This is a genomic window from Mycobacterium marseillense, assembly GCF_010731675.1.
Classification (GTDB): domain Bacteria; phylum Actinomycetota; class Actinomycetes; order Mycobacteriales; family Mycobacteriaceae; genus Mycobacterium; species Mycobacterium marseillense.
Map to the genome: position 1 here is coordinate 4,174,471 of NZ_AP022584.1, position 22,043 is coordinate 4,196,513.

Genomic DNA, 22,043 nt, shown 5'->3' on the forward strand with positions numbered 1-22,043 from the left:
AGCGCTAGTCGATCACCACCAAGAGGTCGCCGCCCTCGACTTGTGCGGTGTGCGACACCGCGATTCGCGCGACCTTGCCGGCCTTGCCGGTGGTGACGGCGGCCTCCATCTTCATCGCCTCGATTGTCGCGATCGTCTGTCCGGCCTCGACCTCGTCGCCGACCTCGGCGGTGACCGTGACGACCCCGGCAAACGGGGCGGCGACGTGGTCGGGATTGGCGCGATCGGCCTTTTCGGCCGCCGGCACGTCACTGGCGATGCTGCGGTCGCGCACCACCACGGGACGCAGCTGACCATTGAGGATGCACATCACCGTGCGCATGCCGCGTTCGTCGGGATCGGAGATGGCCTCCAGCCCGATCAGCAACTCCACACCGCGCTCCAGCTGCACGCGATGCTCGTCCCCCTGCCGCAATCCGTAGAAGAACTGGTTCGCGCTCAATCCCGAAGTGTCGCCATAGGCCTCGCGGTGGTCCTCGAGTTCTTTGGCCGGCCCGGGGAACAGCAGCCGATTCAGCGCCGCCTGGCGCTCGGTACCCGGGGCGGCCAACGCTTTCTCATCGTCGCCCGTCAGCTGCTGTTCGGGCTTTGCCGGCCCGCGGCCATCTAATGCCTTGGTACGCAACGGTTCGGGCCAGCCACCGGGCGGATCACCGAGTTCGCCGCGCAGGAAGCCGATGACCGAATCCGGAATGTCGTAGCGGGCGGGATCGTCGGCGAAGTCCTGCGCGCTGACGCCCGCTCCGACCAGCGCCAGCGCCAGATCGCCGACCACCTTGCTCGACGGCGTGACCTTGACGAGGTGCCCGAGGATGGCGTCGGCGCCGGCGTAGGCGTTTTCGATATCCTCGAACCGGTCGCCGAGCCCCAGCGCGATGGCCTGCTGGCGCAGGTTCGACAATTGGCCACCGGGGATTTCGTGGTGATAGACGCGGCCCGTCGGGGACGGAAGCCCGGATTCGAACGGCGCATATACCTTTCGCAGCGCCTCCCAGTACGGCTCCAGGTCGCATACCGCCGGCAGCGACAGCCCGGTGTCGTAGTCGGTGTTGGCCGCGGCGGCCACGATCGACGACAGCGCGGGCTGGCTGGTGGTCCCGGCGAGCGGGGCGGCGGCACCGTCGACGGCATCGGCCCCCGCGTGCCAGGCAGCCACGTAGCTCGCCAGTTGCCCGCCGGGGGTGTCGTGGGTGTGCACGTGCACCGGCAGGTCGAACCGCGATTTGAGCGCCGAGACCAGCGTCGCTGCGGCCGGCGCGCGCAACAGTCCGGCCATGTCCTTGATCGCCAGGACGTGCGCGCCCGCATCGACGATCTGTTCGGCCAACTTGAGGTAATAGTCGAGCGTGTACAGCTTTTCGGCCGGATCGGACAGATCACCGGTGTAGGACATCGCCACCTCGGCCACCGCCGCCCCGGTGTCGCGCACCGCGTCGATGGCCGGGCGCATCGAGTCGACGTTGTTCAATGCGTCGAAGATCCGGAAGATGTCGATGCCGGTGGCCGTCGCCTCCTCGACGAACGCCGTCGTCACCGTCTCCGGATAGGGCGTGTAGCCGACGGTGTTGCGCCCGCGCAGCAGCATCTGCAGACAGATGTTGGGCATCGCCTCCCGCAGCGCCGCCAGCCGCTCCCACGGATCCTCCTTCAAGAACCGCAGCGCCACATCATAAGTCGCCCCGCCCCAGCACTCCACCGACAACAGTTGCGGCATGGTCCGCGCGAGGTAGGGCGCGACCTTGATCAGGCCGCTGGTGCGGACCCGGGTTGCCAGCAGCGACTGGTGCGCATCACGGAACGTCGTATCCGTGACCGCGACGCCGCCGGACTCGCGGAGCCAGGCCGCGAATCGCTGGGGCCCGAGTTCGGTCAAACGCTGTTTGGAGCCCGCGGGCGGGTCCGTAGACAGGTCGATGTCGGGTAGCTTGTCGTGCGGGTACACGGTCGACGGTCGTTCACCGTGCGGCTTGTTGACGGTGACGTCGGCCAGGTAGCTGAGGATTTTGGTGCCGCGGTCGGCCGAACTGCGCGCCGTGAGCAGCTGGGGGCGCTCCTCGATGAACGACGTGGTGATGCGTCCAGCCTGAAAGTCAGGATCGTCCAGGACCGCTTGCAGGAAGGGAATATTCGTCGACACACCACGGATGCGGAACTCCGCGACCGCCCGCCGGGCCCGGCGCACCGCGGTGGGGAAGTCGCGGCCCCGGCAACTGAGCTTTATCAGCATCGAGTCGAAATGCGCGCTGATCTCCGCGCCCAGGGTCGTGCCGCCGTCGAGCCGGATTCCCGCGCCGCCCGGGGTGCGGTAGGCGGTGATGCGGCCGGTGTCCGGGCGGAAGCCGTTCGCCGGATCCTCGGTGGTGATGCGGCATTGCAGCGCCGCGCCGTGTGGGACGATCGAATCCTGGTGCAGGCCAATATCTTCCAGCGATTGCCCGGACGCGACCCGCAGTTGGGCGGACACCAGGTCGACGTCGGTGATCTCCTCGGTCACCGTGTGCTCCACCTGGATGCGGGGATTCATCTCGATGAACACGTGGTTGCCGCATTCGTCGAGCAGGAATTCGACCGTGCCCGCGCAGGTGTAGCCGATGCTTTGCGCGAACGCCACCGCATCGGCGCAAATGCGTTCGCGCAGTTGTGGATCCAGGTTCGGTGCGGGCGCGATCTCGATCACCTTCTGGTGGCGCCGCTGCACACTGCAATCCCGTTCATAGAGGTGGATCACGTTGCCGTGATTGTCCGCCAGGATCTGGACCTCGATGTGGCGCGGGTTGATCACCGCCTGCTCGAGAAACACCGAGGCATCCCCGAAAGCGGATTCGGCCTCCCGGCTGGCCGCCTCGATCGCCTCCGGCAGCGCCGCCGGGTCGCTGACCCGGCGCATCCCGCGACCCCCGCCACCGGCGACCGCCTTGACGAACAGCGGAAACGTCATCGACTCGGCGGCCGTCACCAGCTCGTCCACCGACGTCGAGGGCGTCGAGGATGCCAGCACCGGCAGGCCCGCCGCCCGTGCCGCCGCGATCGCCCGCGACTTGTTGCCGGTGAGTTCGAGCACGTCGGCGCTCGGGCCGACGAACGTGATGTCCGCCGCCGCGCACGCCGCCGCCAGGTCCGGGTTCTCGGACAGGAAGCCGTAGCCGGGGTAGATTGCGTCCGCCCCGCAGGCCTGCGCCGTGGCGACGATGTCGTCGACCGACAGGTAGGCGCGGACCGGGTGGCCCTCCTCACCGATCTGGTACGACTCGTCGGCCTTCAGCCGGTGCACCGAATTGCGGTCCTCGTAGGGGTAGACCGCCACGGTGGCCAGTTCCAGCTCGTAGGCGGCGCGGAAGGCGCGGATAGCGATCTCGCCGCGATTGGCGACCAGGACTTTCGTCAACACGGTACTTACGATAGAGCGCGCTGCGGCGGTCCGACATACTCGCTCAGCGGACGGATCAACGCGTTGGACGCGGTCTGCTCGATGATGTGCGCCGTCCATCCGGTGATCCGGCTCATCACGAAAATCGGCGTGAAGGCCCCGATGTCGAAGCCCATCAGGTAGTAGGCCGGGCCGGTCGGAAAGTCCAGGTTCGGTTTGATGCCATTGGCCTGCGCCATCCCTTTCTCCAGGACTTCGTAGATGTCGAGCCAGTTCTGGCCGCCACGCGCCGCGGCGACGCGCTTGAGCGCCTCCTTCATGGTCGGCACCCGGGAGTCGCCGTTCTTGTAGACGCGGTGGCCGAAGCCCATGATCTTGTCTTTGCGCTCGAGCTTGCCGTGCAGCCACTCCGAAGCCCGCTCGGCATGGGCGATTTCGAGCATGTCGTGCATGACCGCTTCGTTGGCGCCGCCGTGCAGCGAGCCCTTGAGCGCACCGATGGCGGCCGTGACCGCGCTGTAGATATCGGACTGGGTCGAGGTGACCACGCGCGCGGCGAAGGTCGAGGCGTTGAAGCTGTGCTCGGCGTAGAGCACCATCGATTGTTCGAACGCGTCGACGATCACCTGCTCGGGGACGTCGCCGAAGCACATGTGCAGGAAATTCTGGGCGTAGCTCATGTGGCTGTGGGGCGCGATCGGTTCCAGGCCGCGCCGGCGGCGCATGTCGGCCGCGACGATGGTGGGCAGCACCGCGAACATCCGCAACGCCTTGGCGTAGTTGGCCGCCGGGCTGCTGTCATCCTCGTCGGGGTCTTCGGCGCCCATCGAGCTGATGAAGGTGCGCACCACGTCCATGGGGTGGCAGGTGTCGGGCAACTTGGTCAACAGCGACAGCTGGGACCGGCTCAGCCGCCGGGCCGCCCGTTCCCGCTGGGTGAACAGCGCCAGCTGCTGCTCGTCGGGGAGCTCGCCGTGCCACAGCAGGTAGGCGACCTGCTCGAAGCTGCACGTGGCCGCGAGGTCCTGCACGGCGTACCCGCGGTAGGTCAGGGAGTTGGTCTCCGGGACGACCTTGGAGATGGCGGTGGTGTCGACGACGACGCCGGCCAGGCCCTTGTAGATGCGGGGCTTGTTGTCTTCGACGGTGCTCATGGCGGGACTCCTTAGCGGGGCGGAAGTTTCAAATCGCGAAGTTGTAGACGTCGGAATCGAATTGGTTGTAATCGGCGTAGCGCAGCAATTCGTAGAGCCGGCTGCGGTGCTGCATCCGGTCGGTCAGCCCGGATTGTGTTCCCGTCTCGGCGATTTCACGAAGGCCGATCTCGACGGCGTGCATGGCCAGCCGCAGCGTGGTGACCGGGTAGATCACCGCGTTGTAGCCGATGTCGGACAGCTGCTGCGCGGTCAGCAGCGGCGACTTGCCGAACTCGGTCATGTTGGCCAGCAACGGCGTGTCCACCGCGGCGCGGAATCGCTCGAATTCCGTTGGGCTGTACAGGGCTTCGGTGAAGATCAGGTCCGCACCCGCGTCGGCGTAGGCCTTGGCGCGTTCGATCGCCGACGGCACCCCCTCGATGCCGGCGGCATCGGTGCGGGCGCAGACGATGAAATTCGGGTCGCGCCGCGCGGAGACGGCGGCCCGCAGCCGTTTGGTCATCTCGCCGGGCGGCACCACGGCCTTGCCGTCGAGATGCCCGCAGCGCTTGGGGTTTTCCTGGTCCTCCAGGTGGCAGCCGGCCAACCCGGCGTCCTCGAGCACCGTCACGGTGCGCGCCGCGTTCATCGGCTCGCCGAAGCCGGTGTCGGCGTCGATCAGGGTGGGCAGGTCGGTCACGGCCGCGATCTGGGCGCCGCGCCCGCTGACCTCGGTCAGGGTGGTCAGGCCGATGTCGGGTAGGCCGAGGTCGGCGGCGAGCGCCGCCCCGGACACGTACACGCCGTCGAACCCGAGCTCTGCGACGAGTTTGGCCACCAACGGTGAGAAGGCGCCCGGGAACCGTTGCAGCTGACCACTTTCCAGCGCGGCGCGGAAGCGCGCCCGCTTGTCACTGGCCGGCACGGCGCCGGCGATCAGGCCACTCATCAGAAGATCCCCGGCGGGATCGTCGGCGCCTTGTCGAGCACCAGCGGACTGACCGTGATGTTGAGCGCGCCCAGGGCGCCCGCCTGCAGGTCGGCAAGGGCTTCGGCCGCGGCCAAGAACCGCCGCTGTTCGGCTTCGGCGACCACGCCCTCGGCCAGCTCGGTGAACTTTCCGATGTACTGCTTGCGCTCGAACGGCCGCGCTCCCAGCGGATGAGCGTCGGCGACGGCGATCTCGTCGACGATGACCTCACCGTTTTTGAGGGTGACCTCGGCGCGCGCGCCGAACGCCTTCTCCGCCGGATCCGCGGAGTGGTAGCGCCGCGTCCACTCAAGATCCTCGACCGTCGAGATCTTGTGCCACAGCTCGACGGTGTCGGGCCGGTGCGCCCGCTGCGGCGCATACGAGCGCTCGTGATGCCAGGTGCCGTCCTGCAGCGCGACCGCGAAGATGTACATCACCGAGTGATCCAGCGTCTCGCGGGAGGCGTCCGGGTCGAACTTCTGTGGATCGCCCGAGCCGGTGCCGATCACGTAGTGCGTGTGATGGCTGGTATGCAGCACGATCGTCGCGACCTGGTCCAGATCGCCGATCCGTTCGCGCATCCGGCGGGCCAAGTCGATCAGCGCCTGACTCTGATACTCAGCCGAGTGCTCCTTGGTGTAGCTGTCCAGAATGGCCCGCTTGGGCTCGCCGGGCTCGGGCAGCGGGACGTGATAGGTGTGCTCGGGCCCCGAAAGCAGCCAGGCGATCACGCCGTCCTCGCCCTCCCAGATCGGGGCCGGCGCGCTCTCGCCGCGCATGGCGCGGTCGACGGCCTCGATGGCGACCTTCCCCGCCCAGGCGGGCGCGTACGCCTTCCAGCTCGAGATCAGCCCCTTGCGCGACTGCCGGGTCGACGTCGTCAGGTGCAGCGCCTGCCCGATCGCAGAGTAGATGGTCTCCTTGTCCAGGCCCAACATCGTGCCCAGCCCAGCGGCTACCGACGGACCCAGGTGGGCGACGTGGTCAATCTTGTGCTCGTGCAAGCAGATTCCCTTGACCAGGTCGATCTGGATCTCATAGCCGGTCGCGATGCCCCGGATCAGGTCGGCACCGCCGATCCCCAGCTGCTGCGCCACCGCCACCAGAGCGGGGATGTTGTCACCCGGATGCGAGTACTCGGCGGCCAGAAACGTGTCGTGGAAATCCAATTCGCGTACCGCGACGCCGTTCGCCCAGGCCGCCCACCCGGGGGAGTAGTCACCCTCGATACCGAAAACCTTGGCGCCCTTGGCCACGGCGGGATGTGCCTGCGCCTGAGCCCGCGCGACCGCCACCGGCCGCCGCACCAGTGAGGCCGCCGAGACCGCGGCGTTGTCGATGATGCGGTTGATCACCATCGCCTCGACCTCGGCGGGCACGGCGACCGGATCGGCCGCGACCTCGGCGATCTTCCACGCCAGGTGTTCCCTACGAGGGAAGTCGTCGGCGCTACGACGGGTCCGAACATCATGAATGCGCATAACTCGCACAGTACGCAGGGCTAGAGACCCCGTAAATCCCCTGTAAGAGCGTAATCTTGTGTCCTTATCCGCCTGGATTTGCGAATGTTGTGAAAGGGGTTGGGCGTACGGTGGCATCCGTGGCGAAGACGTTCGCCGGCGCACGGCTACGGCGACTGCGCGAGGAACAGGGGCTGACCCAGGTGGCGCTGGCGCGCGTCCTGGGGCTGTCGACCAGTTACGTCAACCAGCTGGAGAATGACCAGCGCCCGATCACCGTTCCGGTATTGCTCACCCTCACCGAACGATTCGACCTGCCGAGCCAGTACTTCGCACCGGAGTCCGACGCCCGGCTGATTTCCGACCTGCGGGAGGTGCTCGCCGAGGCGCCCGCGACGGTGGGGCAGGTCGAGGAGCTCGTCGCCCGCATGCCCGCGATCGGCCAGACCCTGGTCAACCTGCACCGGCGGCTGCACGACACGACGGCGGACCTGGAAGCCCTGCACAGCCGCGCGAATTCGGAAGTCTCGGACGCGTCGTCGCTGTCCCAGCAACCCATGCCGTTCGAAGAGGTCCGCGATTTCTTCTACGACCGCAAGAACTACATCGGCGAACTGGACCTCGCGGCCGAAGAGCTGTTCACCAAGAACCACTTGCGAATCGGCGGACTCGACGGTCAGCTCGCCGAACTGCTCGCCGAACAGCTCGGCGTCTCGGTGGTGATCGACGACGGTCAGCTGTTGGATCCCAACTCCAAGCGCCTGTTCGCGCCCGAATCGAAAACCGTGTACCTGGCTCGGTGGCTGCATCCGGGCCAGCGTGCCTTTCAACTCGCCACCCAGATCGCCCTGCTCACCCAGCCCGGGTTGATCACCGGGATCATCGCCGGCGACGACCAACTCAGCGACGACGCCCGCGGTGTGGCGCGCATCGGGCTGGCCAACTATTTCGCCGGCGCCCTGCTGCTGCCGTACCTGAGATTCCTCGACGCGGCCGAGGTCGTCCGCTACGACATCGACCAGCTGGCAAGGCGATTCGAGGTGGGCTTCGAAACCATCTGCCACCGGCTGTCCACGCTGCAGCGCCCGAACGCGCGGGGCGTGCCGTTCATCTTCGTCCGCACCGACAGCGCCGGGAACATCTCGAAGCGCCAGTCCGCCACCGCCTTTCACTTCTCCCGCGTCGGCGGCAACTGTCCGCTATGGGTGGTCCATCATGCGTTTTCGCGGCCCGGCCAGTTTTTGACGCAAGTCGCGCAGATGCCAGACCAGCGCACCTACTTCTGGGTGGCGCGGACCACCACCACGGAGCCGAGCCGATACCTGGGCCCGGACAAGAGTTTCGCGATCGGACTGGGATGCGACATCGCGCACGCGGAGAAGTTGATCTACTCGGTCGGCATCGATTTGGCCGACGCCGAGTCGATCGTGCCGATCGGTGCCGGCTGCAAGATCTGCGACCGGCCCGCCTGCCCGCAACGCGCGTTTCCCTACCTCGGCCACCCTGTGTACGTCGACCCGCACAGCACCACCGATCTGCCGTATCCGCCGGCGATCACGCCCTGAGCGCGCTGAGGTCGGGCCGGCCGCCGAGGCGCTGGACCGTGGAGCTGGCGGCCGCGGCCGCCAGCTCGCCGGCCTCCGGCGGTGTGGCGCCATCACGCAGCGCGGCGATCAGACCGGCCACGAACGCGTCGCCGGCGCCGGTCGGGTCCATCACGTCGACGTCGGCGAATTCGAAAAGCTGGCTGCCGCCGCGCCACGACACGAGGTCACCGACCTTCGGAACCGCGATGGCAACCAGTCCCGGACCGCAGGTCAACAGGTTGTCGGCCAGCTCGAACGCCTGCTTCGCCGTGGTGATTTCGCGGCCCGCGATGAGTGAGGCTTCCGTGGTGTCGGCGCGGATCACGTCGACCGCCGCGAGCAGGTCGGCCCGAACGTGCGGGGCGGGCGCGCCGTCAGCCACCACGCGCAGCCCCCGCCGCCGCGCGCGTTGCGCCGCTTCCAACGCGGTGGTCGGCGGCTGCTGCAGCTGAATGGACACGGTATCGCCGGTGTCGAACAACGAGGCTGACCGATCGAGGTCGGCGACCTGAACCAGCGAGCTTTCCGGCACGTCTTCGAGGAGCATGCGTTCCGCCGGTTTTGGGACCACGTCGATCAACAGGGCTGTGGTGCCGCGACGCGCAACGCCGCCGACGTCGATGCCGTCCCCCCGGGCCTGCGCCAGTACCGACTCCCCGACGTCGTCGTCACCGGCCACCCCGATGAGCGCGACCGGTACACCCAGCTGCGCCAGGCCCACCGCCTGATTGGCGCCCTTGCCGCCGAGCAACTCCTTGCGCTGCAGGATCGTGGCGGAATCGTCGGTCGTCGGCGGCCCATCGGTACGCAGCACCAGATCGCGCGCTATCTGGCCGATCACCACAACGCCCATGGGTACACAGTGCCCGGTCTTGACGGGCGCGGCAACGCAATGATCCAGTGAGCCATGCCGTCGATCGGGGAAAATGCGTGCCCAAAGTAGCGATACTCGACGACTACGCCGGGGTGGCCTTGCAGGTCGCCGACTGGGCGCCGGTGCAGATGCGCTCTGACGTAACCGTTTTCGACCGCCACCTCTCCGAAGGCGCGGCCGCCGAAGCGCTGCGGCCGTTCGATGTGGTGTGCACCCTGCGCGAGCGGATGGCGTTTCCGTCGACGTTGATCGCGCGGCTGCCGAACCTGAAGCTGATCACCATCGTCGGCACGAGCCTGCCCAACCTGGACATGGGCGCGGCCACCGAGCGCGGGGTCGCGGTCGCCCATTCCGATTTTGCGCTTCCCCGATTCAGGGCGATGCGCGATGCGACGCCGGAACTCGCCTGGGGCTTGATGATCGCAACGGTGCGCCGGCTGGCAGAAGAGCATCGCAACATGCGCGACGGCGGCTGGCAGAGCGCCGCGGGCATGACGCTGGCGGGCAAGACGCTCGGCCTGCTCGGTCTGGGCCGGGTCGGCAAGCGAATGGCGGAGTATGCCAAGGCGTTTGGCATGGACGTCATTGCGTGGAGCCAGAATCTCACCGAGGACACCGCCGCGAGCGTGGGCGCCCGGCGGGTGGAGAAGGCGGTCCTGTTCGAGGCCTCCGACGTGGTCTCCATCCATCTGGTGCTCTCCGAGCGCACCCGGGGGCTGGTCGGTGCGTCCGAGCTGGCTTCGATGAAGCCGCACGCCTACCTGATCAACACGTCCAGAGGCCCGATCGTCGACGAGGCGGCCCTACTGGCCGCGTTGGAGTCCGGGCGTATCGCCGGTGCCGGGCTGGACGTGTACGACATCGAGCCCCTGCCCAGTGATCACCGGTTGCGGCGGCTCCCGAATGTGACGCTGTCTCCGCACCTGGGGTACGTCACCCGCGAGATGCTCGGCGCCTTCTACTCCGACACCGTGGAGTCAGTGGTGGCCTGGCTGGACGGGAAGCCGATCCGGATCGCTAACCCCGAGGTGTTGTAGCGACGCTGTCCCCGGTCACTTCCGCTTCCAGTGCGGACTCTTGACCGCGTCGAGCGCCTCGGTGACGTAGCGGTCGAGCGGCCAGGGATTTCCGGATTGCCGTACCCACTGCTGGAAGGCGTAATCGGCTGCGGCGAAGGCGATTTGCACGAGCAAGCCGGGACGGAGGTCGACGGCCGGGTCGACGCCCATCCGCTCGGCGATGAGCTTGGTGGCCCGCTCCTTGTCGGCGGGCCGGTGCACCGTGACCTTGTCGAGCAGGTCGGGGACTACCAGCAGCGCCTCACGCCATTCTTCGGTGTCGGTCTGGTCGAACGAGCGGGTGCGGGTGATGATGGCGTTGATCAGCGCGATGTCGGGCGATTCGGCGGCCGGGCGGCCTTCGAGGAGATTGACGATCGCGGCGCCGCCGTAGCGCACGGGCGCAAGCAGCAGCTCCTCTTTTGCCGGCACGTGACGGAAGAAGGTGCGCGGGGAAACGCCTGCTGCCGTGGCGATCTCTTCGGTGGTCACCGCGTCATACCCACGCTCGACGAACAGCCGGAAGGCCGCGCGCCGGATGTCGGCGCGGATCTGTGCGCGCTGCCGATCGCGAAGCGACTCTGGTCTGGTGGGAGAGGTCACCGGAAGCTGCCGATCCCGCCGTCCACGTGGATGGTCTGCCCGGTGATGAACGTCGCGTCACTGCCTAGCAGGAACGCGACCAGCGCGCCCACGTCCGTGCGTACGTCGCCGATGCGCTTCATCGGGACGCGCCCGACGGCCTTCTCGTATTCCTTGGGCGCGAAGGACTTCCAGTATTTGACGCCATCCGACTCCGCGAACGGGCAGATGACGTTGACGCGGATGTTGTCGCGTCCCCATTCGAGCGCCGCGACCTTGGACAGTCCGCGGATGCCTTCCTTGGCGGCCGCGTACCCGCCCCACTTGGGCTCGCCGCCCGTGCCCGTCCCGGAGCCGAGGTTGACGATCGAGCCGCCCCCCTGTCTGACCATCAGCGGGTGTACGGCCTGCATGAGCAGGAAAGTCGCCCGGGGGCCCACGTCGTAGCCGAGCGCGAGGTCTTCGGTGGTGATGTCGACGAACGCCTTGGGCTCGTTGGTGGCGATCGCGTTGTTCACCAGACCATGCACGGCGCCGAAGGCGTCGATCGCCGCGGCCGCGATCCGCTGTGCGCTGTCGGGGTCGCGCAGGTCGGCGACGAGCCGTTCCACCGTCCCGATCGCCTCGAGTTCGGCGGTGGTCGCCGCGAGGGCTTGCTCTTGGATGTCGACCAGCAGCACGGCCGCGCCGCGCTCGAGCAGCGCGGTGGCGACGCCCTTGCCGACGCCCTGGGCGGCGCCGGTGACGATCGCGACGTGCCCGCGCATCGAATCGGGGTGGCTGTAGCTCATTCGGCGGGTCCCATCTGCAGTTGTACGCCGCGGTGCATCTCGTAGGTGCTCCGTGCCCCGTTGGGCAGTTCGATGAACTCCACCGGCGTCCCGTCGGGATCCTTGACGAAAAACATTCGGACACCGCCGATCTCGAAGGGCTCCTGGTCGGGGGTGTAACCGGCGGAGACGATGCGGCGATGGGTGTCGTCGAGGTCGGTCACCGACAGCGAGACGTTGTGGATCCCCGTGATGCCCCGTCGCTGTTTGTGTTCGGTCGGCGTGGCGCCGATCGACAGCAGCTCGATCATCAGCCCACCCAGCAGGCCGCCGACGACGCGGCCCTCCTGCTTGCGGGTCGCGTGCAACACCGCGTCGAAGGGCTCTCCGGAGATGAGCGTTTCGAAGACCACGTCCATGCCGAGGACATCCCGGTAGAACGCCAGCGCGCGGTCCATGTCGGTGACGCCGACGACGAGGTGGCAGAACGACACGTCGCCGAGGATCATGGCGTGCCCGCCGCGAGGTTCGGGCCCGGCCGGCCGGCGAACAACGGCAGGTCGAGGTAGGTCTTGATGCCCGGTTCCGCGGCGCAGACGTCGGGAACGGCGTTGATGCAGTGGTTGGCGGTGACCACGACGCCCGGATTCTTGATCAGCCCTTCGGCGATCGTCTCCGGCTGCAGCCCCTTGAAGGTCAGGTTCACGTCGGGGTCCCCGGTGATCTCGACCTCGAAGCGTTCGCCACGCCCCCCGAAATCCCAGGCGGGATCGAGGTTTTCCTCACCCATCAGCCAGTTGACCGCGGCGGTGATGACCGGCTCGCCATCGACCAGCGCTTGCCAGCGGAAGCGGCGCGCCGCCACGGTTCCGACGGTGATCGGGAACGGGTCGTAGTCGATCTCGGCGGTCGCCACGGCGACGTCCTGGATGGTTCTTATGTTGGGGTCGATGCGAAATCCCATGTGGTCGGCGATCATTCGCACCGACTGTTTGAAGCCCCCGTCGAGCAGCCCGGCCATCGGTCCTTGGGTGGCTTCCTCCGGGGTGCCGCCGAACCCCATGATGTGGCGCACCACGTCGGGTGCGTTGTAGGTGCGGATGTCGGAGAACTCCTCGGCGCGCACGTGCGTGATCGCGGACGACAGCGAGGACACCATGAGCGGGAATCGCTCCGTGATCCCCCCGGGATGGATCCCCGAACCATGCAGCGTCACACCGCTTTCCGCCGCGGCGTCGGCGACGGCCTGGTGACGGGGGTTGGCCGGATCGGGATAGACCCACCCAACCGGTGTGACGACATTCTTGCCGGACCGCAGGATCGCGATGACCTCGTCGTCGTTGGGTATCAGCGGGCTGTACATGACGCAGTCGGCGTCCAGCGCCAGCACCTCGTCAATGCTGGTGGTCGCGGTGACACCCAGGTCCTGCGTGCCGATGATCCGCCCGACGTCGACCCCGTTCTTGTCCGCGCTGTGCACCCAGCACCCGACGAGTTCCAGCTGCGGGTGATTGAGGACGCACTGGATCGCCGCCTTACCCACACCCCCGGTGGCCCACTGGATGACACGAAGCTTGGACGGGCTACTCATCATTGACCTCCCGGACGGCAGTGCGCGGCCTTTACACATCGACGAACAAAATGGCAGGCTATGACTTGCTGACAGTGACTGTCAATGATCGGCGGTTCGGGAAAGGTCTGTTGATGAGCGTCCTCGACGGGAAGATCGCGATCGTGACCGGCACCAGCCGCGGCGTGGGCGTCGGCATCGCCCACGAGCTGCTGCGGGCGGGCGCGACGGTAATCGGCTGCTCCCGTTCGCCGCTCGATGGCCTCCCCGGCATCGAAAAAGACTGGGCGCCCCGCGCTTTCCAGAAGGTCTGCGACCAAGGTGACCATCGCTCGATCGACTCCTTCGTCGCGGACGTCGTGGCCGCCCACGGCCGGGTCGACATCCTGGTCAACAACGCCGGCGGCACCGTTCCGGCGCCGCATGCCGAGGGCATTCCCGAACTGGTGCAACGCATCCAGGGCGCACCCGCCAGCGACGACGAGTACGCGCGCACCGCGCTCTTCCATGCGTTCGCGGTGCAGATGAACCTCATCAGCCCGCTGTGGTTCGCCATCCGCGCCTACCGGCAGATGCAGACCCAGGACGGCGTCGGCGCCATCATCAACATTTCCAGCGGTGCGGGACATCCGGCGGGATCGCCGACGCTGGTCTCCTACGGCGCGGCCAAAAGCGGGCTCAACCACCTCACGCGATCACTGGCCGAGGAGTGGGGCCCGAAGGTGCGCGTCAACTGCGTGGCACTGGGGCCGACGATGACCGAAAATTTCCGATCGTTCGTGCTGCCCAAGGACGATCCGACCGGCGAGAAGTACTTCGCCGCCGTCCCCCTGCGCCGCGCCGGCGAGCCCGCGGAGGTGGGGCGGGTCTGCGTGTTCCTCGCGAGCGGGCAGGCCGACTTCGTCAACGGCACCACCATCGAATGCGACGGCGGGATGCTGCCCGGGGTCCTGTACGACGCGGGCCTGAAGACGATCACCGACCTGCTCTGATCCCGGTCGGCGTGCTTCCAGAACACAGCTAGGGCAAGGAGATTCACGTGAGCAGCCTGGAACCGACTGCCGAACAGCTCGCCGTGCTGGCGGCGCGACCCGCCGACGCGCCGGTGGTGATGGTCAACCTGTTGAAGTTCAAACCCGAGGGCGGCCTTCAGAGCTACCTGCAATACGGCCAGGAAGTCGTTCCGCATCTCGAACGCGTGGGCGCCACCCTGCGCTACGCCGGGGGAGCGCCGTCGGTCGTGATCGGCGAGGGCGAACGGCCTTGGTGGGACGTGATTCTCATCGTCGAATACCCGACGCCCCAGGCCTTCATCGACATGGTGACCACGCAGGAGTATGCCAAGGTGCACGAGCATCGCGCCGCGGGTCTGGACCGCGGAGACCTGATCGCGACGTCGACGTGGTCGGTCGTGGCTGACTAACCGGCGGCAGATCGGCTCATCGCCGATCTGGGCAGACATCCACACGCTGGCGCCAGTCGCGGTCTAATGGGTGGATGGAACTGATGATGCCGACCGACGCGATCTTTCTTTTGGGTGAGTCTCGCGAACATCCCATGCACGTCGGAGGCTTGCAGTTGTTCGAGCCGCCGCCGGGCGCCGGGCGCGGCTTCGCCCGTGAGCTGCACAAGCAACTGGCCGCCCAGCGGGACTTTCAGCCCACGTTTCGCAAGCATCCCGCGAAGTTCGTCGGCGGTATCGCAAACCTGGGCTGGTCCTACGACGACGACATCGATGTCGACTACCACGTCCGGCGTTCGGCGCTGCCCTCACCCAAACGGGTCCGCGAATTGCTCGAGCTGACCTCGCGGTGGCACAGCAGCCTGCTGGATCGTCATCGGCCCCTGTGGGAGACACACATCGTCGAGGGCCTCAAAGACGGCCGGTTCGCCATCTACACCAAGGTTCACCACGCCCTGATCGACGGTGTGTCGGCGCAGAAGCTGATGCAGCGCGCGCTGACCACCGATCCCGACGACCCCGAGATCCGTGCCCCGTGGAGCCTGCGCAAACCCAAGCGCAAACCCAGCCCGTCATCTCCGTTGAGTTCGTTGGCCCGTACGGCGGGATCCCTTGCAGCGCTTGCCCCCTCGACAATTGGGTTGGCGCGCGCGGCGCTGCTCGAGCAGCAACTGACGTTGCCTTTCGGGGCGCCGAAGACCATGTTGAACGTCAAGATCGGTGGCGCTCGCCGCTGCGCCGCACAGTCGTGGTCGCTGGACCGCATCAAGAGCGTGAAGAGGGCTGCGGGCGTCACAGTGAACGACGTCGTCCTGGCGATGTGCTCGGGGGCGCTGCGCTATTACCTGCTCGAGCAGAACGCGCTGCCGGACACGCCGCTGATCGCGATGGTCCCGGTGAGCCTGCGCACCGAGGAAGAGGCCGACGCCGGCGGCAACATGGTCGGCGCCATCCTGTGCAACCTCGCGACCGACGCCGACGATCCTGCGCAGCGTCTGTTGACCATCAGCGATTCGATGCGCAGCAACAAGAAAGTCTTCTCGCAGTTGCCGCGGTTGCAGGCGCTCGCGCTGTCGGCCGTCAACACGTCGGCGTTGGCGTTGGCGGCGGTCCCGGGCTGGGTGGCATCGACGTCGCCCCCGTTCAACATCATCATTTCGAACGTGCCGGGACCCACGGAGCCGATCTACTACGGGGGAGCCCGGCTCGACGGCAATTATCCGCTGTCCATCGCGTTGGACGGCCAGGCGCTGAACATCACCCTGGCCAGCAACGCCGGCAATCTGGACTTCGGTCTGGTGGGATGCCGACGCAGCGTGCCGCACCTGCAGCGTCTGCTACCGCATCTGGAATCCTCGCTGAAGGATCTGGAACGCGCTGTGGGAGAATAGAAGTCGATGCCGAAGCTGAGCGCGGGGGTGATGTTGTACCGGATCCGCGACGGCGTCGTCGAGGTGTTGCTTGCGCATCCGGGCGGACCGTTCTGGGTCCGCAAGGACGACGGCGCGTGGTCGATCCCGAAGGGCGAGTACCCCGAGGGGGAGGACCCCTGGGCGGCCGCGCAGCGCGAGTTCTCCGAGGAGCTGGGCTTGTCGGTGCCGGCCGGGCCGCGCGTCGATCTCGGTCAGCTCAAGCAATCCGGCGGCAAGGTGGTGACCGCCTTCGGCGTGCACAGTGACCTCGACGTCACCGACGCGCGCAGCAACACTTTCGAACTGGAATGGCCAAAGGGGTCGGGCACGCTGCGGGAGTTTCCCGAGGTCGATCGGGTGGGCTGGTTCGCGGTGGTGGCGGCGCGCACCAAGTTGCTGAAGGGCCAGCACGCTTTTCTCGACCGCTTGATGGCCGATCCGGCTATCGCCGGACTATCCGAAGGGACCTGAAATGCAGACGCTGCGCACACCCGACGACCGATTCGACGCGGTTCCTGATTTCCCTTACCCGCCAAGGTATTGCGAACTGTCCGACGATGACGGCGGCACGTTGCGCGTGGCCTGGATCGAAGACGGCCCACAGAACGCCGATCCGATTCTCATGCTGCACGGCGAGCCGTCGTGGTCCTACCTGTACCGCAAGATGATTCCGATACTGGTGGCCGAGGGTCACCGGGTCATCTGCCCGGACCTCGTCGGGTTCGGCCGCTCGGACAAGCCCACCCGGCTCGACGACCACAGCTATGCGCGCCACGTCGAATGGATGCGCGCGCTGGCGTTCGACGTCCTCGACCTCCGCAACGTCACTTTGGTCGGTCAGGACTGGGGCGGGCTGATCGGATTGCGGCTCGCCGCAGAGCATCCCGAACGGTTCGCCCGGGTGGTCGTCGCCAACACCGGGCTGCCCAACGGGGATCAGCCGATGGCCGACATCTGGTGGCGCTTCCGGGAGGCCATCACGTCGGCGCCGGCGCTGGACATCGGCGCGTTCGTGCAGGGCGGCTGTCGCCGGCAGATGAGCGACGCCGAACGTGCGGGCTACGACGCGCCGTTTCCCGCTGACGAATACTGCACCGGCCCGCGGGCCATGCCCGGGCTGGTGCCCACGTCACCGGAGGACCCCGCCGCGGCGGCCAACAAGGCCGCGTGGACCAAGTTGTCGGTCAGCCCGACGCCCATGCTGGTCGCCTTCAGTGACAGCGACCCCATTACCGGGCCGATGGCCGCGATCTTCCAGCGCGAGATGCGCGGCGCGCAAGGGATCGACCACCCGGTGATCCGCGGCGCCGGACACTTTCTGCAGGAAGACGCCGGCGAAGAACTGGCCGGCCACATCGCGGCGTTCCTGCGCCGCTGAGCAGGGTGGGATGCGACGGATCAGACTCCGGGCACAATGTCAGGATGACGACCGCCCCTACCGAGGCCGCCGAATCCCAAGGGCTGTTGCTGCAGCTGCTGGACCCCGCCAACCGGGCCGACCCGTACCGGCTCTGCGCGCAGTTTCGTGACCGCGGACCGTTGCAGCTGCCGGACGCCAACCTGGCGGTCTTCTTGAGTTACCGCGACTGCGACGAGGTGTTGCGCCACCCGTCGTCGAGCAGCGACAACGTCAACTCGACCGTCGCGAAGCGGCAGGCGGAGTCCGGCACGACGCCGGCCCGGCAAGGCCCACCGGGTTTCTTGTTCCTCGACCCGCCCGATCACACCCGGCTGCGCAAGCTGGTCAGCAAGGCATTCGCGCCGAGGGTGGTGAGCGCGATGCAACCCGACATCAGCTCGCTGGTCGACGGACTGCTCGACCGGGTCGCCGAAAAAGGACGATTCGAAGTCGTCGAGGATTTCGCCTATCCGCTGCCGGTCGCGGTGATCTGCCGGCTGCTCGGTGTGCCGCTGGACGACGAGCCGCAGTTCAGCCGCGCGTCGGCGTTGCTGGCCCAGGCGCTGGACCCGTTTTCGACGATCACCGGTGTGCCGGAGGAGGTCGCCAATGAGCGACAACAGGCCGGCACCTGGCTGCGTGAGTACTTCCACGGCCTGATCGACAAGCGCCGCTCACGACCCGGCGACGACCTGCTGTCGGGGTTGATCGCCGTCGAGGAGTCGGGCGATCAACTGACCGAACAAGAGATCGTCTCCACGTGCAACCTGCTGCTCATCGCCGGGCACGAGACCACGGTGAACCTCATCGGGAACGCCGTGTTGGCCATGCTGCGCAACACCGGCCAGTGGGCAGCCCTGGGCGCCGACCCCGACCGAGCTTCGGCGATCGTGGAGGAGACCCTGCGCTATGACCCGCCCGTACAGCTGGTGGGCCGGATTGCGCTCGCCGACATGGTGATTGGCGGCATCGAGGTGCCCGCGGGTGACGTCATGATGCTGTTGCTCGCCGGCGCCAGCCGGGATCCCGCCGAATACGATCGCCCGGACGTGTTCGATCCGGATCGGAAAACCATGCGGCACTTGGGCTTCGGTCGCGGGGCGCATTACTGCCTGGGCGCGCCGCTGGCCCGGTTGGAGGCCGGCGTGGCGCTGGCGGCGGTGGCCGCGCGCTTCCCGAACGCGCGCTTGGAGGGCGAACCGCAGTACAAGACCAACGTCACGTTGCGCGGGCTGTCGGAGCTCGTGCTCGCGACCTGATCAGCGGTCCCAGGGCGGGCTTTCGTCCATCTTCCTGTAGTACTTCGCCAGGTGGCTTTTGATCCGATCGACGTCGGAGTCGGGCACGTCGATGCCGCCGCGCGCACCGTCCATGATCGCGCCGGCCGCCATCACCCCGCGGGGCACCGCCTTGAGGGTGCCGCCGATGACGTCGGCGATCAGGAGCTTGTACCCGGTGAAGTTGTCCTTCTTGTCGCCGTCGTACCAGACGTGGGCGTCGCGGTACTTCTGGTTGGGGGCATCCTCGGCGCCGGCCCACTTGCGGACCCGCTTCTCGGCCGCGTCGCCTTCCCACTTCCGGTCGCGATCGGCCAACGGCAAATCTTGAAAGGCTGTGACTGACATGCGGGCCGCGTGCCCGCTTCGGCGGGGCGTTAAACGCGCGCATTCGAAGTTATCCACAGTTGGAAGTTCGTCCACAAGCTGACTTTTGGGCTGGGTTTCGTGTCCGGGTGCACGGCTACAGTCGAAGGCATGTTCGATTGCGAGTTACCGAGTGCCGAGGCGCTGGCATGCGCCGATGACGCGACAGTGGTGACCGCGATCGCCGAATGCGCGCGGATCGAGGCGGCGGCCGCGGCGCGCCGGCTGGCGGCTACCGCGGAACTGGTGCACCGCCACGCCAACGGTCCCACCGACTGCGCGCACTGGTCATGTGACAACTGGGATGCGATGGCGGCGGAGGTGGCCGCCGCGCAGAACATCGGCCACGCCATGGCCTCGGGACAGATGTATCTTGCTGTGGCCCTGCGTGATCGGTTGCCGCGGGTGGCAGCGTTGTTCGCCGAGGGCGCCGTCAGTGCCAGGCTGGCGGCGACGATTGTCTGGCGCACCGACCTGATCAAAGACCCAGAATCGCTCCGGTTGGTCGATGCGATGCTGGCCGAGGATGCGACCGGCTTCGGGCCGATGACGGCGAACAAAACCGCACAAGCGATCGACGCCGTGGTGGACCAACACGATCCGGGAGCTTTGCGGCGCACCCGCACTGGCGCCCGCGCCCGCGACGTGGTCATCAACCAGGCCGATGACGAGTCGGGCACCGCGGACCTGTGGGGACGGCTCTACGCGACCGATGCGGCCATGCTGGATCGGCGCCTGTCGCAACTGGCCCACACGGTCTGCCAGGACGACCCGCGCACCCTCGGCCAGCGGCGTGCCGATGCGTTGGGTGCGCTTGCCGCCGACGCGGATCGGCTCGCGTGCGCATGTGGCAACCGCGATTGCCCGGTCGGCACCGCCGACGACGAGCGGGCCGGCAGCGTGGTGATTCACGTTGTCGCCCAAGCGTCGACGTTGGACGCCGACCCGGATCCGCACATGTGCGGAGAACGGCCCTCCACGCCCATCACACCGGAGATGACCCTGGCCGAGGCTCTGACGCCCGACCCGGAACCCGACGTGCCCGCCGAACGCAAGCCTCCCGCTCTGATCACCGGCGGCGGCGTGATTTCTCCCGCGCTGGTCGCCGAGTTGGTCCGCGGTGGGGCGAAGGTTCGGCCGGTACACCATCCCGGCGACGCCCCGCCCGAATCGGGATACCGGCCATCGGCCGAGCTGGAACGGTTTATCCGCTGCCGGGATATGACCTGCCGGTTCCCCGGTTGCGACCGGCCCGCCGAGTTCGCCGATATCGACCACACGGTGCCCTACCCGCTCGGGCCGACTCACGCGTCCAACCTCAAATGCCTGTGCCGAAAACATCATCTATTGAAGACTTTCTGGACGGGCTGGCATGACGAGCAACGGCCCGACGGCACCATCGCTTGGACATCGCCAAGGGGGCACCGCTACGTCACCCGGCCAGGCAGCCGACTGTTCTTTCCAACCCTTTGCGCGCCAACCGGCAAATTATCAACCGCTCCAGGGCAATACCGCCCTCCCGGCAATCGCGGCGTCATGATGCCCGCGCGACGGCGGACCCGTCAGCAAGACCGTGCCCGCCGCATCGATGCCGAACGCTCGCTGAACGCCGCACGTGTCGCCGAACGCAACCAGCCGCCGCCGTTCTAGCCCGGGCCGAGGCCCGGCACGATCTCGCCGAGACTGAACGTCACCGGCTGTTCCAGCTGCTCGTAGGTGCACGAGCGCGGGTCGCGGTCCGGGCGCCACCTGTTGAACTGCGCGGTATGACGAAACCGCCGCCCCTCCATGTGGTCGTAGCGGACCTCGACCACACGCTCGGGGCGCAGCGGCACAAAGGAGAGATCCTTGCCGGCGTTCCACCGCGAGTATTCGTTCTTGCGGGGCGTCCGCTCGCCGGCTTCGTGGGCGGCCCAGTTCCACGGGTGATCGGTGAAGTCGGTGACGAGCGCCTGCAGTTCGGCGAACAGCCGGCGCCGCTCGGCCATCGGGAAGGCGCCGATGACGCCGACCGACGCCAGCTGCCCATCATCCTGGTAGAGCCCCAGCAGCAGCGACCCGATCGCGTCGGCGCCGGACTTGTGCACCCGGTAGCCGGCGACAACGCAGTCCGCGGTCCGTTCGTGCTTGATCTTGAACATGACCCGCTTGTCCGGCTGGTAGGTGACGTCCAGCGGCTTGGCGATCACGCCATCGAGGCCGGCACCCTCGAACTCGTCGAACCACCGCTGCGCGGTGCTCAGATCGGTCGTGGCGGGCGTGACATGGATCGAACGCCCCGGCCCGCCCACCGCATCGACGAGGGCCGCCCGCCGCTCGCTGAACGGCCGCCGGGTGTAGTCCTCGTCGCCGAGCGCCAGCAGGTCGAACGCGATGAAGGACGCGGGCGTCGCCTCGGCCAGCATCCGCACCCGCGAGTCGGCCGGGTGGATGCGCTGTTGCAGCGCCTCGAAGTCCAATCTGGTGCCGGTGGCTCGCGTAGTGGATATGACGATCTCCCCGTCGATCACGCAGCGCGGCGGCAGCTCGGCCTTGACGGCGGCGACCAACTCCGGGAAGTAGCGGGTCATCGGCCGCTCGTTGCGGCTGCCCAGCTCGACGTCGTCGCCGTCGCGGAAACAGATCGACCTGAATCCGTCCCACTTGGGCTCATACGACGCGTCGGGCGGAATCGAGCGAACCGACTTGGCCAGCATCGGCGACACCGGCGGCATGACAGCGAGGTCCATAGCCTGATTGTGCTGGAATCGG

Annotated in this window: 20 protein-coding genes; 9 read left to right on the plus strand and 11 right to left on the minus strand. The window is 67.5% G+C overall.

The window, feature by feature from the left end; all coding sequences use genetic code 11:
- Positions 1-4: 4 nt before the first annotated feature.
- From G6N26_RS19270 to prpD, 4 genes are read right to left on the minus strand one after another with little or no spacing between them, the layout of a single operon-like run.
- Positions 5-3,388, minus strand: a complete 3,384-nt coding sequence (locus tag G6N26_RS19270) for a pyruvate carboxylase (RefSeq protein WP_083016663.1) — start codon at positions 3,386-3,388, stop codon at positions 5-7.
- A 5-nt stretch (positions 3,389-3,393) separates the two neighbouring features.
- Entirely contained in the window at positions 3,394-4,521 is a 1,128-nt protein-coding gene (locus tag G6N26_RS19275; protein ID WP_083016659.1) for a bifunctional 2-methylcitrate synthase/citrate synthase, read from the minus strand.
- A gap of 28 nt (positions 4,522-4,549) precedes the next feature.
- Entirely contained in the window at positions 4,550-5,452 is a 903-nt protein-coding gene (gene prpB, locus G6N26_RS19280; RefSeq protein ID WP_083016656.1) for a methylisocitrate lyase, read from the minus strand.
- Positions 5,452-6,957, minus strand: coding sequence for a 2-methylcitrate dehydratase PrpD (gene prpD / locus G6N26_RS19285; RefSeq protein ID WP_083016652.1), 1,506 nt, complete (start codon positions 6,955-6,957; stop codon positions 5,452-5,454). Before prpD ends, prpB begins: the two co-directional genes overlap by 1 nt.
- A gap of 110 nt (positions 6,958-7,067) precedes the next feature.
- On the opposite strand from prpD, the gene G6N26_RS19290 reads away from it, so the two are divergent.
- On the plus strand, positions 7,068-8,501 hold the full coding sequence (locus G6N26_RS19290) for a short-chain fatty acyl-CoA regulator family protein (RefSeq protein WP_083016649.1): 1,434 nt from the start codon (positions 7,068-7,070) through the stop codon (positions 8,499-8,501).
- Here the strand turns inward: G6N26_RS19290 and G6N26_RS19295 are convergent.
- On the minus strand, positions 8,491-9,375 hold the full coding sequence (locus tag G6N26_RS19295; protein WP_083016647.1) for a PfkB family carbohydrate kinase: 885 nt from the start codon (positions 9,373-9,375) through the stop codon (positions 8,491-8,493). The genes G6N26_RS19290 and G6N26_RS19295 overlap by 11 nt on opposite strands.
- A gap of 77 nt (positions 9,376-9,452) precedes the next feature.
- Here G6N26_RS19295 and G6N26_RS19300 point away from each other — a divergent pair, with 77 nt between their 5' ends.
- The gene (locus G6N26_RS19300; protein ID WP_083016644.1) at positions 9,453-10,433 is read left to right on the plus strand and encodes a D-2-hydroxyacid dehydrogenase family protein; all 981 of its coding nucleotides are present in this window, start codon (positions 9,453-9,455) and stop codon (positions 10,431-10,433) included.
- Between the two features lie 15 nt (positions 10,434-10,448).
- Here G6N26_RS19300 and G6N26_RS19305 read toward each other — a convergent pair whose 3' ends face one another.
- From G6N26_RS19305 to G6N26_RS19320, 4 genes are read right to left on the minus strand one after another with little or no spacing between them, the layout of a single operon-like run.
- Positions 10,449-11,057 (minus strand): TetR/AcrR family transcriptional regulator, encoded by a 609-nt coding sequence (locus tag G6N26_RS19305; RefSeq protein WP_067173245.1) that lies wholly within the window; start codon positions 11,055-11,057, stop codon positions 10,449-10,451.
- On the minus strand, positions 11,054-11,827 hold the full coding sequence (locus tag G6N26_RS19310) for an SDR family NAD(P)-dependent oxidoreductase (RefSeq protein ID WP_083016641.1): 774 nt from the start codon (positions 11,825-11,827) through the stop codon (positions 11,054-11,056). The genes G6N26_RS19305 and G6N26_RS19310 overlap by 4 nt, the downstream gene beginning before the upstream one ends.
- On the minus strand, positions 11,824-12,315 hold the full coding sequence (locus G6N26_RS19315; protein WP_067173241.1) for a VOC family protein: 492 nt from the start codon (positions 12,313-12,315) through the stop codon (positions 11,824-11,826). The genes G6N26_RS19310 and G6N26_RS19315 overlap by 4 nt, the downstream gene beginning before the upstream one ends.
- On the minus strand, positions 12,312-13,397 hold the full coding sequence (locus G6N26_RS19320; RefSeq protein WP_067173582.1) for an NAD(P)H-dependent amine dehydrogenase family protein: 1,086 nt from the start codon (positions 13,395-13,397) through the stop codon (positions 12,312-12,314). The genes G6N26_RS19315 and G6N26_RS19320 overlap by 4 nt, the downstream gene beginning before the upstream one ends.
- A 113-nt stretch (positions 13,398-13,510) precedes the next feature.
- Between G6N26_RS19320 and G6N26_RS19325 the strand changes: the two genes are divergently transcribed.
- The 6 genes from G6N26_RS19325 (at position 13,511) to G6N26_RS19350 (ending at position 18,908) form a co-directional block, all read left to right on the plus strand.
- Positions 13,511-14,368: an SDR family oxidoreductase gene (locus tag G6N26_RS19325; protein WP_067173580.1), complete on the plus strand. Its 858-nt coding sequence runs from the start codon at positions 13,511-13,513 to the stop codon at positions 14,366-14,368.
- Between the two features lie 47 nt (positions 14,369-14,415).
- A complete protein-coding gene (locus G6N26_RS19330) occupies positions 14,416-14,799 on the plus strand; it encodes a DUF1330 domain-containing protein (RefSeq protein WP_067173239.1) in 384 nt (127 codons plus the stop codon).
- A gap of 74 nt (positions 14,800-14,873) precedes the next feature.
- The gene (locus G6N26_RS19335) at positions 14,874-16,229 is read left to right on the plus strand and encodes a WS/DGAT/MGAT family O-acyltransferase (RefSeq protein WP_083016637.1); all 1,356 of its coding nucleotides are present in this window, start codon (positions 14,874-14,876) and stop codon (positions 16,227-16,229) included.
- A 6-nt stretch (positions 16,230-16,235) separates the two neighbouring features.
- Positions 16,236-16,721: an NUDIX domain-containing protein gene (locus G6N26_RS19340; protein ID WP_083016634.1), complete on the plus strand. Its 486-nt coding sequence runs from the start codon at positions 16,236-16,238 to the stop codon at positions 16,719-16,721.
- Position 16,722: 1 nt separating this feature from the next.
- Entirely contained in the window at positions 16,723-17,628 is a 906-nt protein-coding gene (locus tag G6N26_RS19345) for a haloalkane dehalogenase (protein WP_083016631.1), read from the plus strand.
- A gap of 44 nt (positions 17,629-17,672) precedes the next feature.
- On the plus strand, positions 17,673-18,908 hold the full coding sequence (locus tag G6N26_RS19350; protein ID WP_083016627.1) for a cytochrome P450: 1,236 nt from the start codon (positions 17,673-17,675) through the stop codon (positions 18,906-18,908).
- On the opposite strand, the gene G6N26_RS19355 is transcribed toward G6N26_RS19350, so the two are convergent.
- The gene (locus G6N26_RS19355; RefSeq protein ID WP_083016625.1) at positions 18,909-19,274 is read right to left on the minus strand and encodes a hypothetical protein; all 366 of its coding nucleotides are present in this window, start codon (positions 19,272-19,274) and stop codon (positions 18,909-18,911) included.
- Between the two features lie 129 nt (positions 19,275-19,403).
- Here G6N26_RS19355 and G6N26_RS19360 point away from each other — a divergent pair, with 129 nt between their 5' ends.
- On the plus strand, positions 19,404-20,942 hold the full coding sequence (locus G6N26_RS19360; protein ID WP_083016623.1) for an HNH endonuclease signature motif containing protein: 1,539 nt from the start codon (positions 19,404-19,406) through the stop codon (positions 20,940-20,942).
- On the opposite strand, the gene G6N26_RS19365 is transcribed toward G6N26_RS19360, so the two are convergent.
- On the minus strand, positions 20,939-22,021 hold the full coding sequence (locus G6N26_RS19365; RefSeq protein ID WP_083016621.1) for an ATP-dependent DNA ligase: 1,083 nt from the start codon (positions 22,019-22,021) through the stop codon (positions 20,939-20,941). The two genes, G6N26_RS19360 and G6N26_RS19365, sit on opposite strands and share 4 nt — an antisense overlap.
- Positions 22,022-22,043 lie beyond the last annotated feature (22 nt).

Excerpts from the sequence above, each read along its gene's own strand:
- G6N26_RS19310 (WP_083016641.1), bottom strand. The coding sequence starts at position 11,827 with ATGAGCTACAGCCACCCCGATTCGATGCGCGGGCACGTCGCGATCGTC.
- prpD (WP_083016652.1), bottom strand. The coding sequence starts at position 6,957 with ATGCGCATTCATGATGTTCGGACCCGTCGTAGCGCCGACGACTTCCCT.
- G6N26_RS19275 (WP_083016659.1), bottom strand. The coding sequence starts at position 4,521 with ATGAGCACCGTCGAAGACAACAAGCCCCGCATCTACAAGGGCCTGGCC.
- G6N26_RS19340 (WP_083016634.1), top strand. The coding sequence starts at position 16,236 with ATGCCGAAGCTGAGCGCGGGGGTGATGTTGTACCGGATCCGCGACGGC.
- prpB (WP_083016656.1), bottom strand. The coding sequence starts at position 5,452 with ATGAGTGGCCTGATCGCCGGCGCCGTGCCGGCCAGTGACAAGCGGGCG.
- G6N26_RS19335 (WP_083016637.1), top strand. The coding sequence starts at position 14,874 with ATGGAACTGATGATGCCGACCGACGCGATCTTTCTTTTGGGTGAGTCT.
- G6N26_RS19320 (WP_067173582.1), bottom strand. The coding sequence starts at position 13,397 with ATGAGTAGCCCGTCCAAGCTTCGTGTCATCCAGTGGGCCACCGGGGGT.
- G6N26_RS19365 (WP_083016621.1), bottom strand. The coding sequence starts at position 22,021 with ATGGACCTCGCTGTCATGCCGCCGGTGTCGCCGATGCTGGCCAAGTCG.
- G6N26_RS19315 (WP_067173241.1), bottom strand. The coding sequence starts at position 12,315 with ATGATCCTCGGCGACGTGTCGTTCTGCCACCTCGTCGTCGGCGTCACC.
- G6N26_RS19295 (WP_083016647.1), bottom strand. The coding sequence starts at position 9,375 with ATGGGCGTTGTGGTGATCGGCCAGATAGCGCGCGATCTGGTGCTGCGT.
- G6N26_RS19360 (WP_083016623.1), top strand. The coding sequence starts at position 19,404 with ATGTTCGATTGCGAGTTACCGAGTGCCGAGGCGCTGGCATGCGCCGAT.
- G6N26_RS19355 (WP_083016625.1), bottom strand. The coding sequence starts at position 19,274 with ATGTCAGTCACAGCCTTTCAAGATTTGCCGTTGGCCGATCGCGACCGG.
- G6N26_RS19345 (WP_083016631.1), top strand. The coding sequence starts at position 16,723 with ATGCAGACGCTGCGCACACCCGACGACCGATTCGACGCGGTTCCTGAT.
- G6N26_RS19325 (WP_067173580.1), top strand. The coding sequence starts at position 13,511 with ATGAGCGTCCTCGACGGGAAGATCGCGATCGTGACCGGCACCAGCCGC.
- G6N26_RS19350 (WP_083016627.1), top strand. The coding sequence starts at position 17,673 with ATGACGACCGCCCCTACCGAGGCCGCCGAATCCCAAGGGCTGTTGCTG.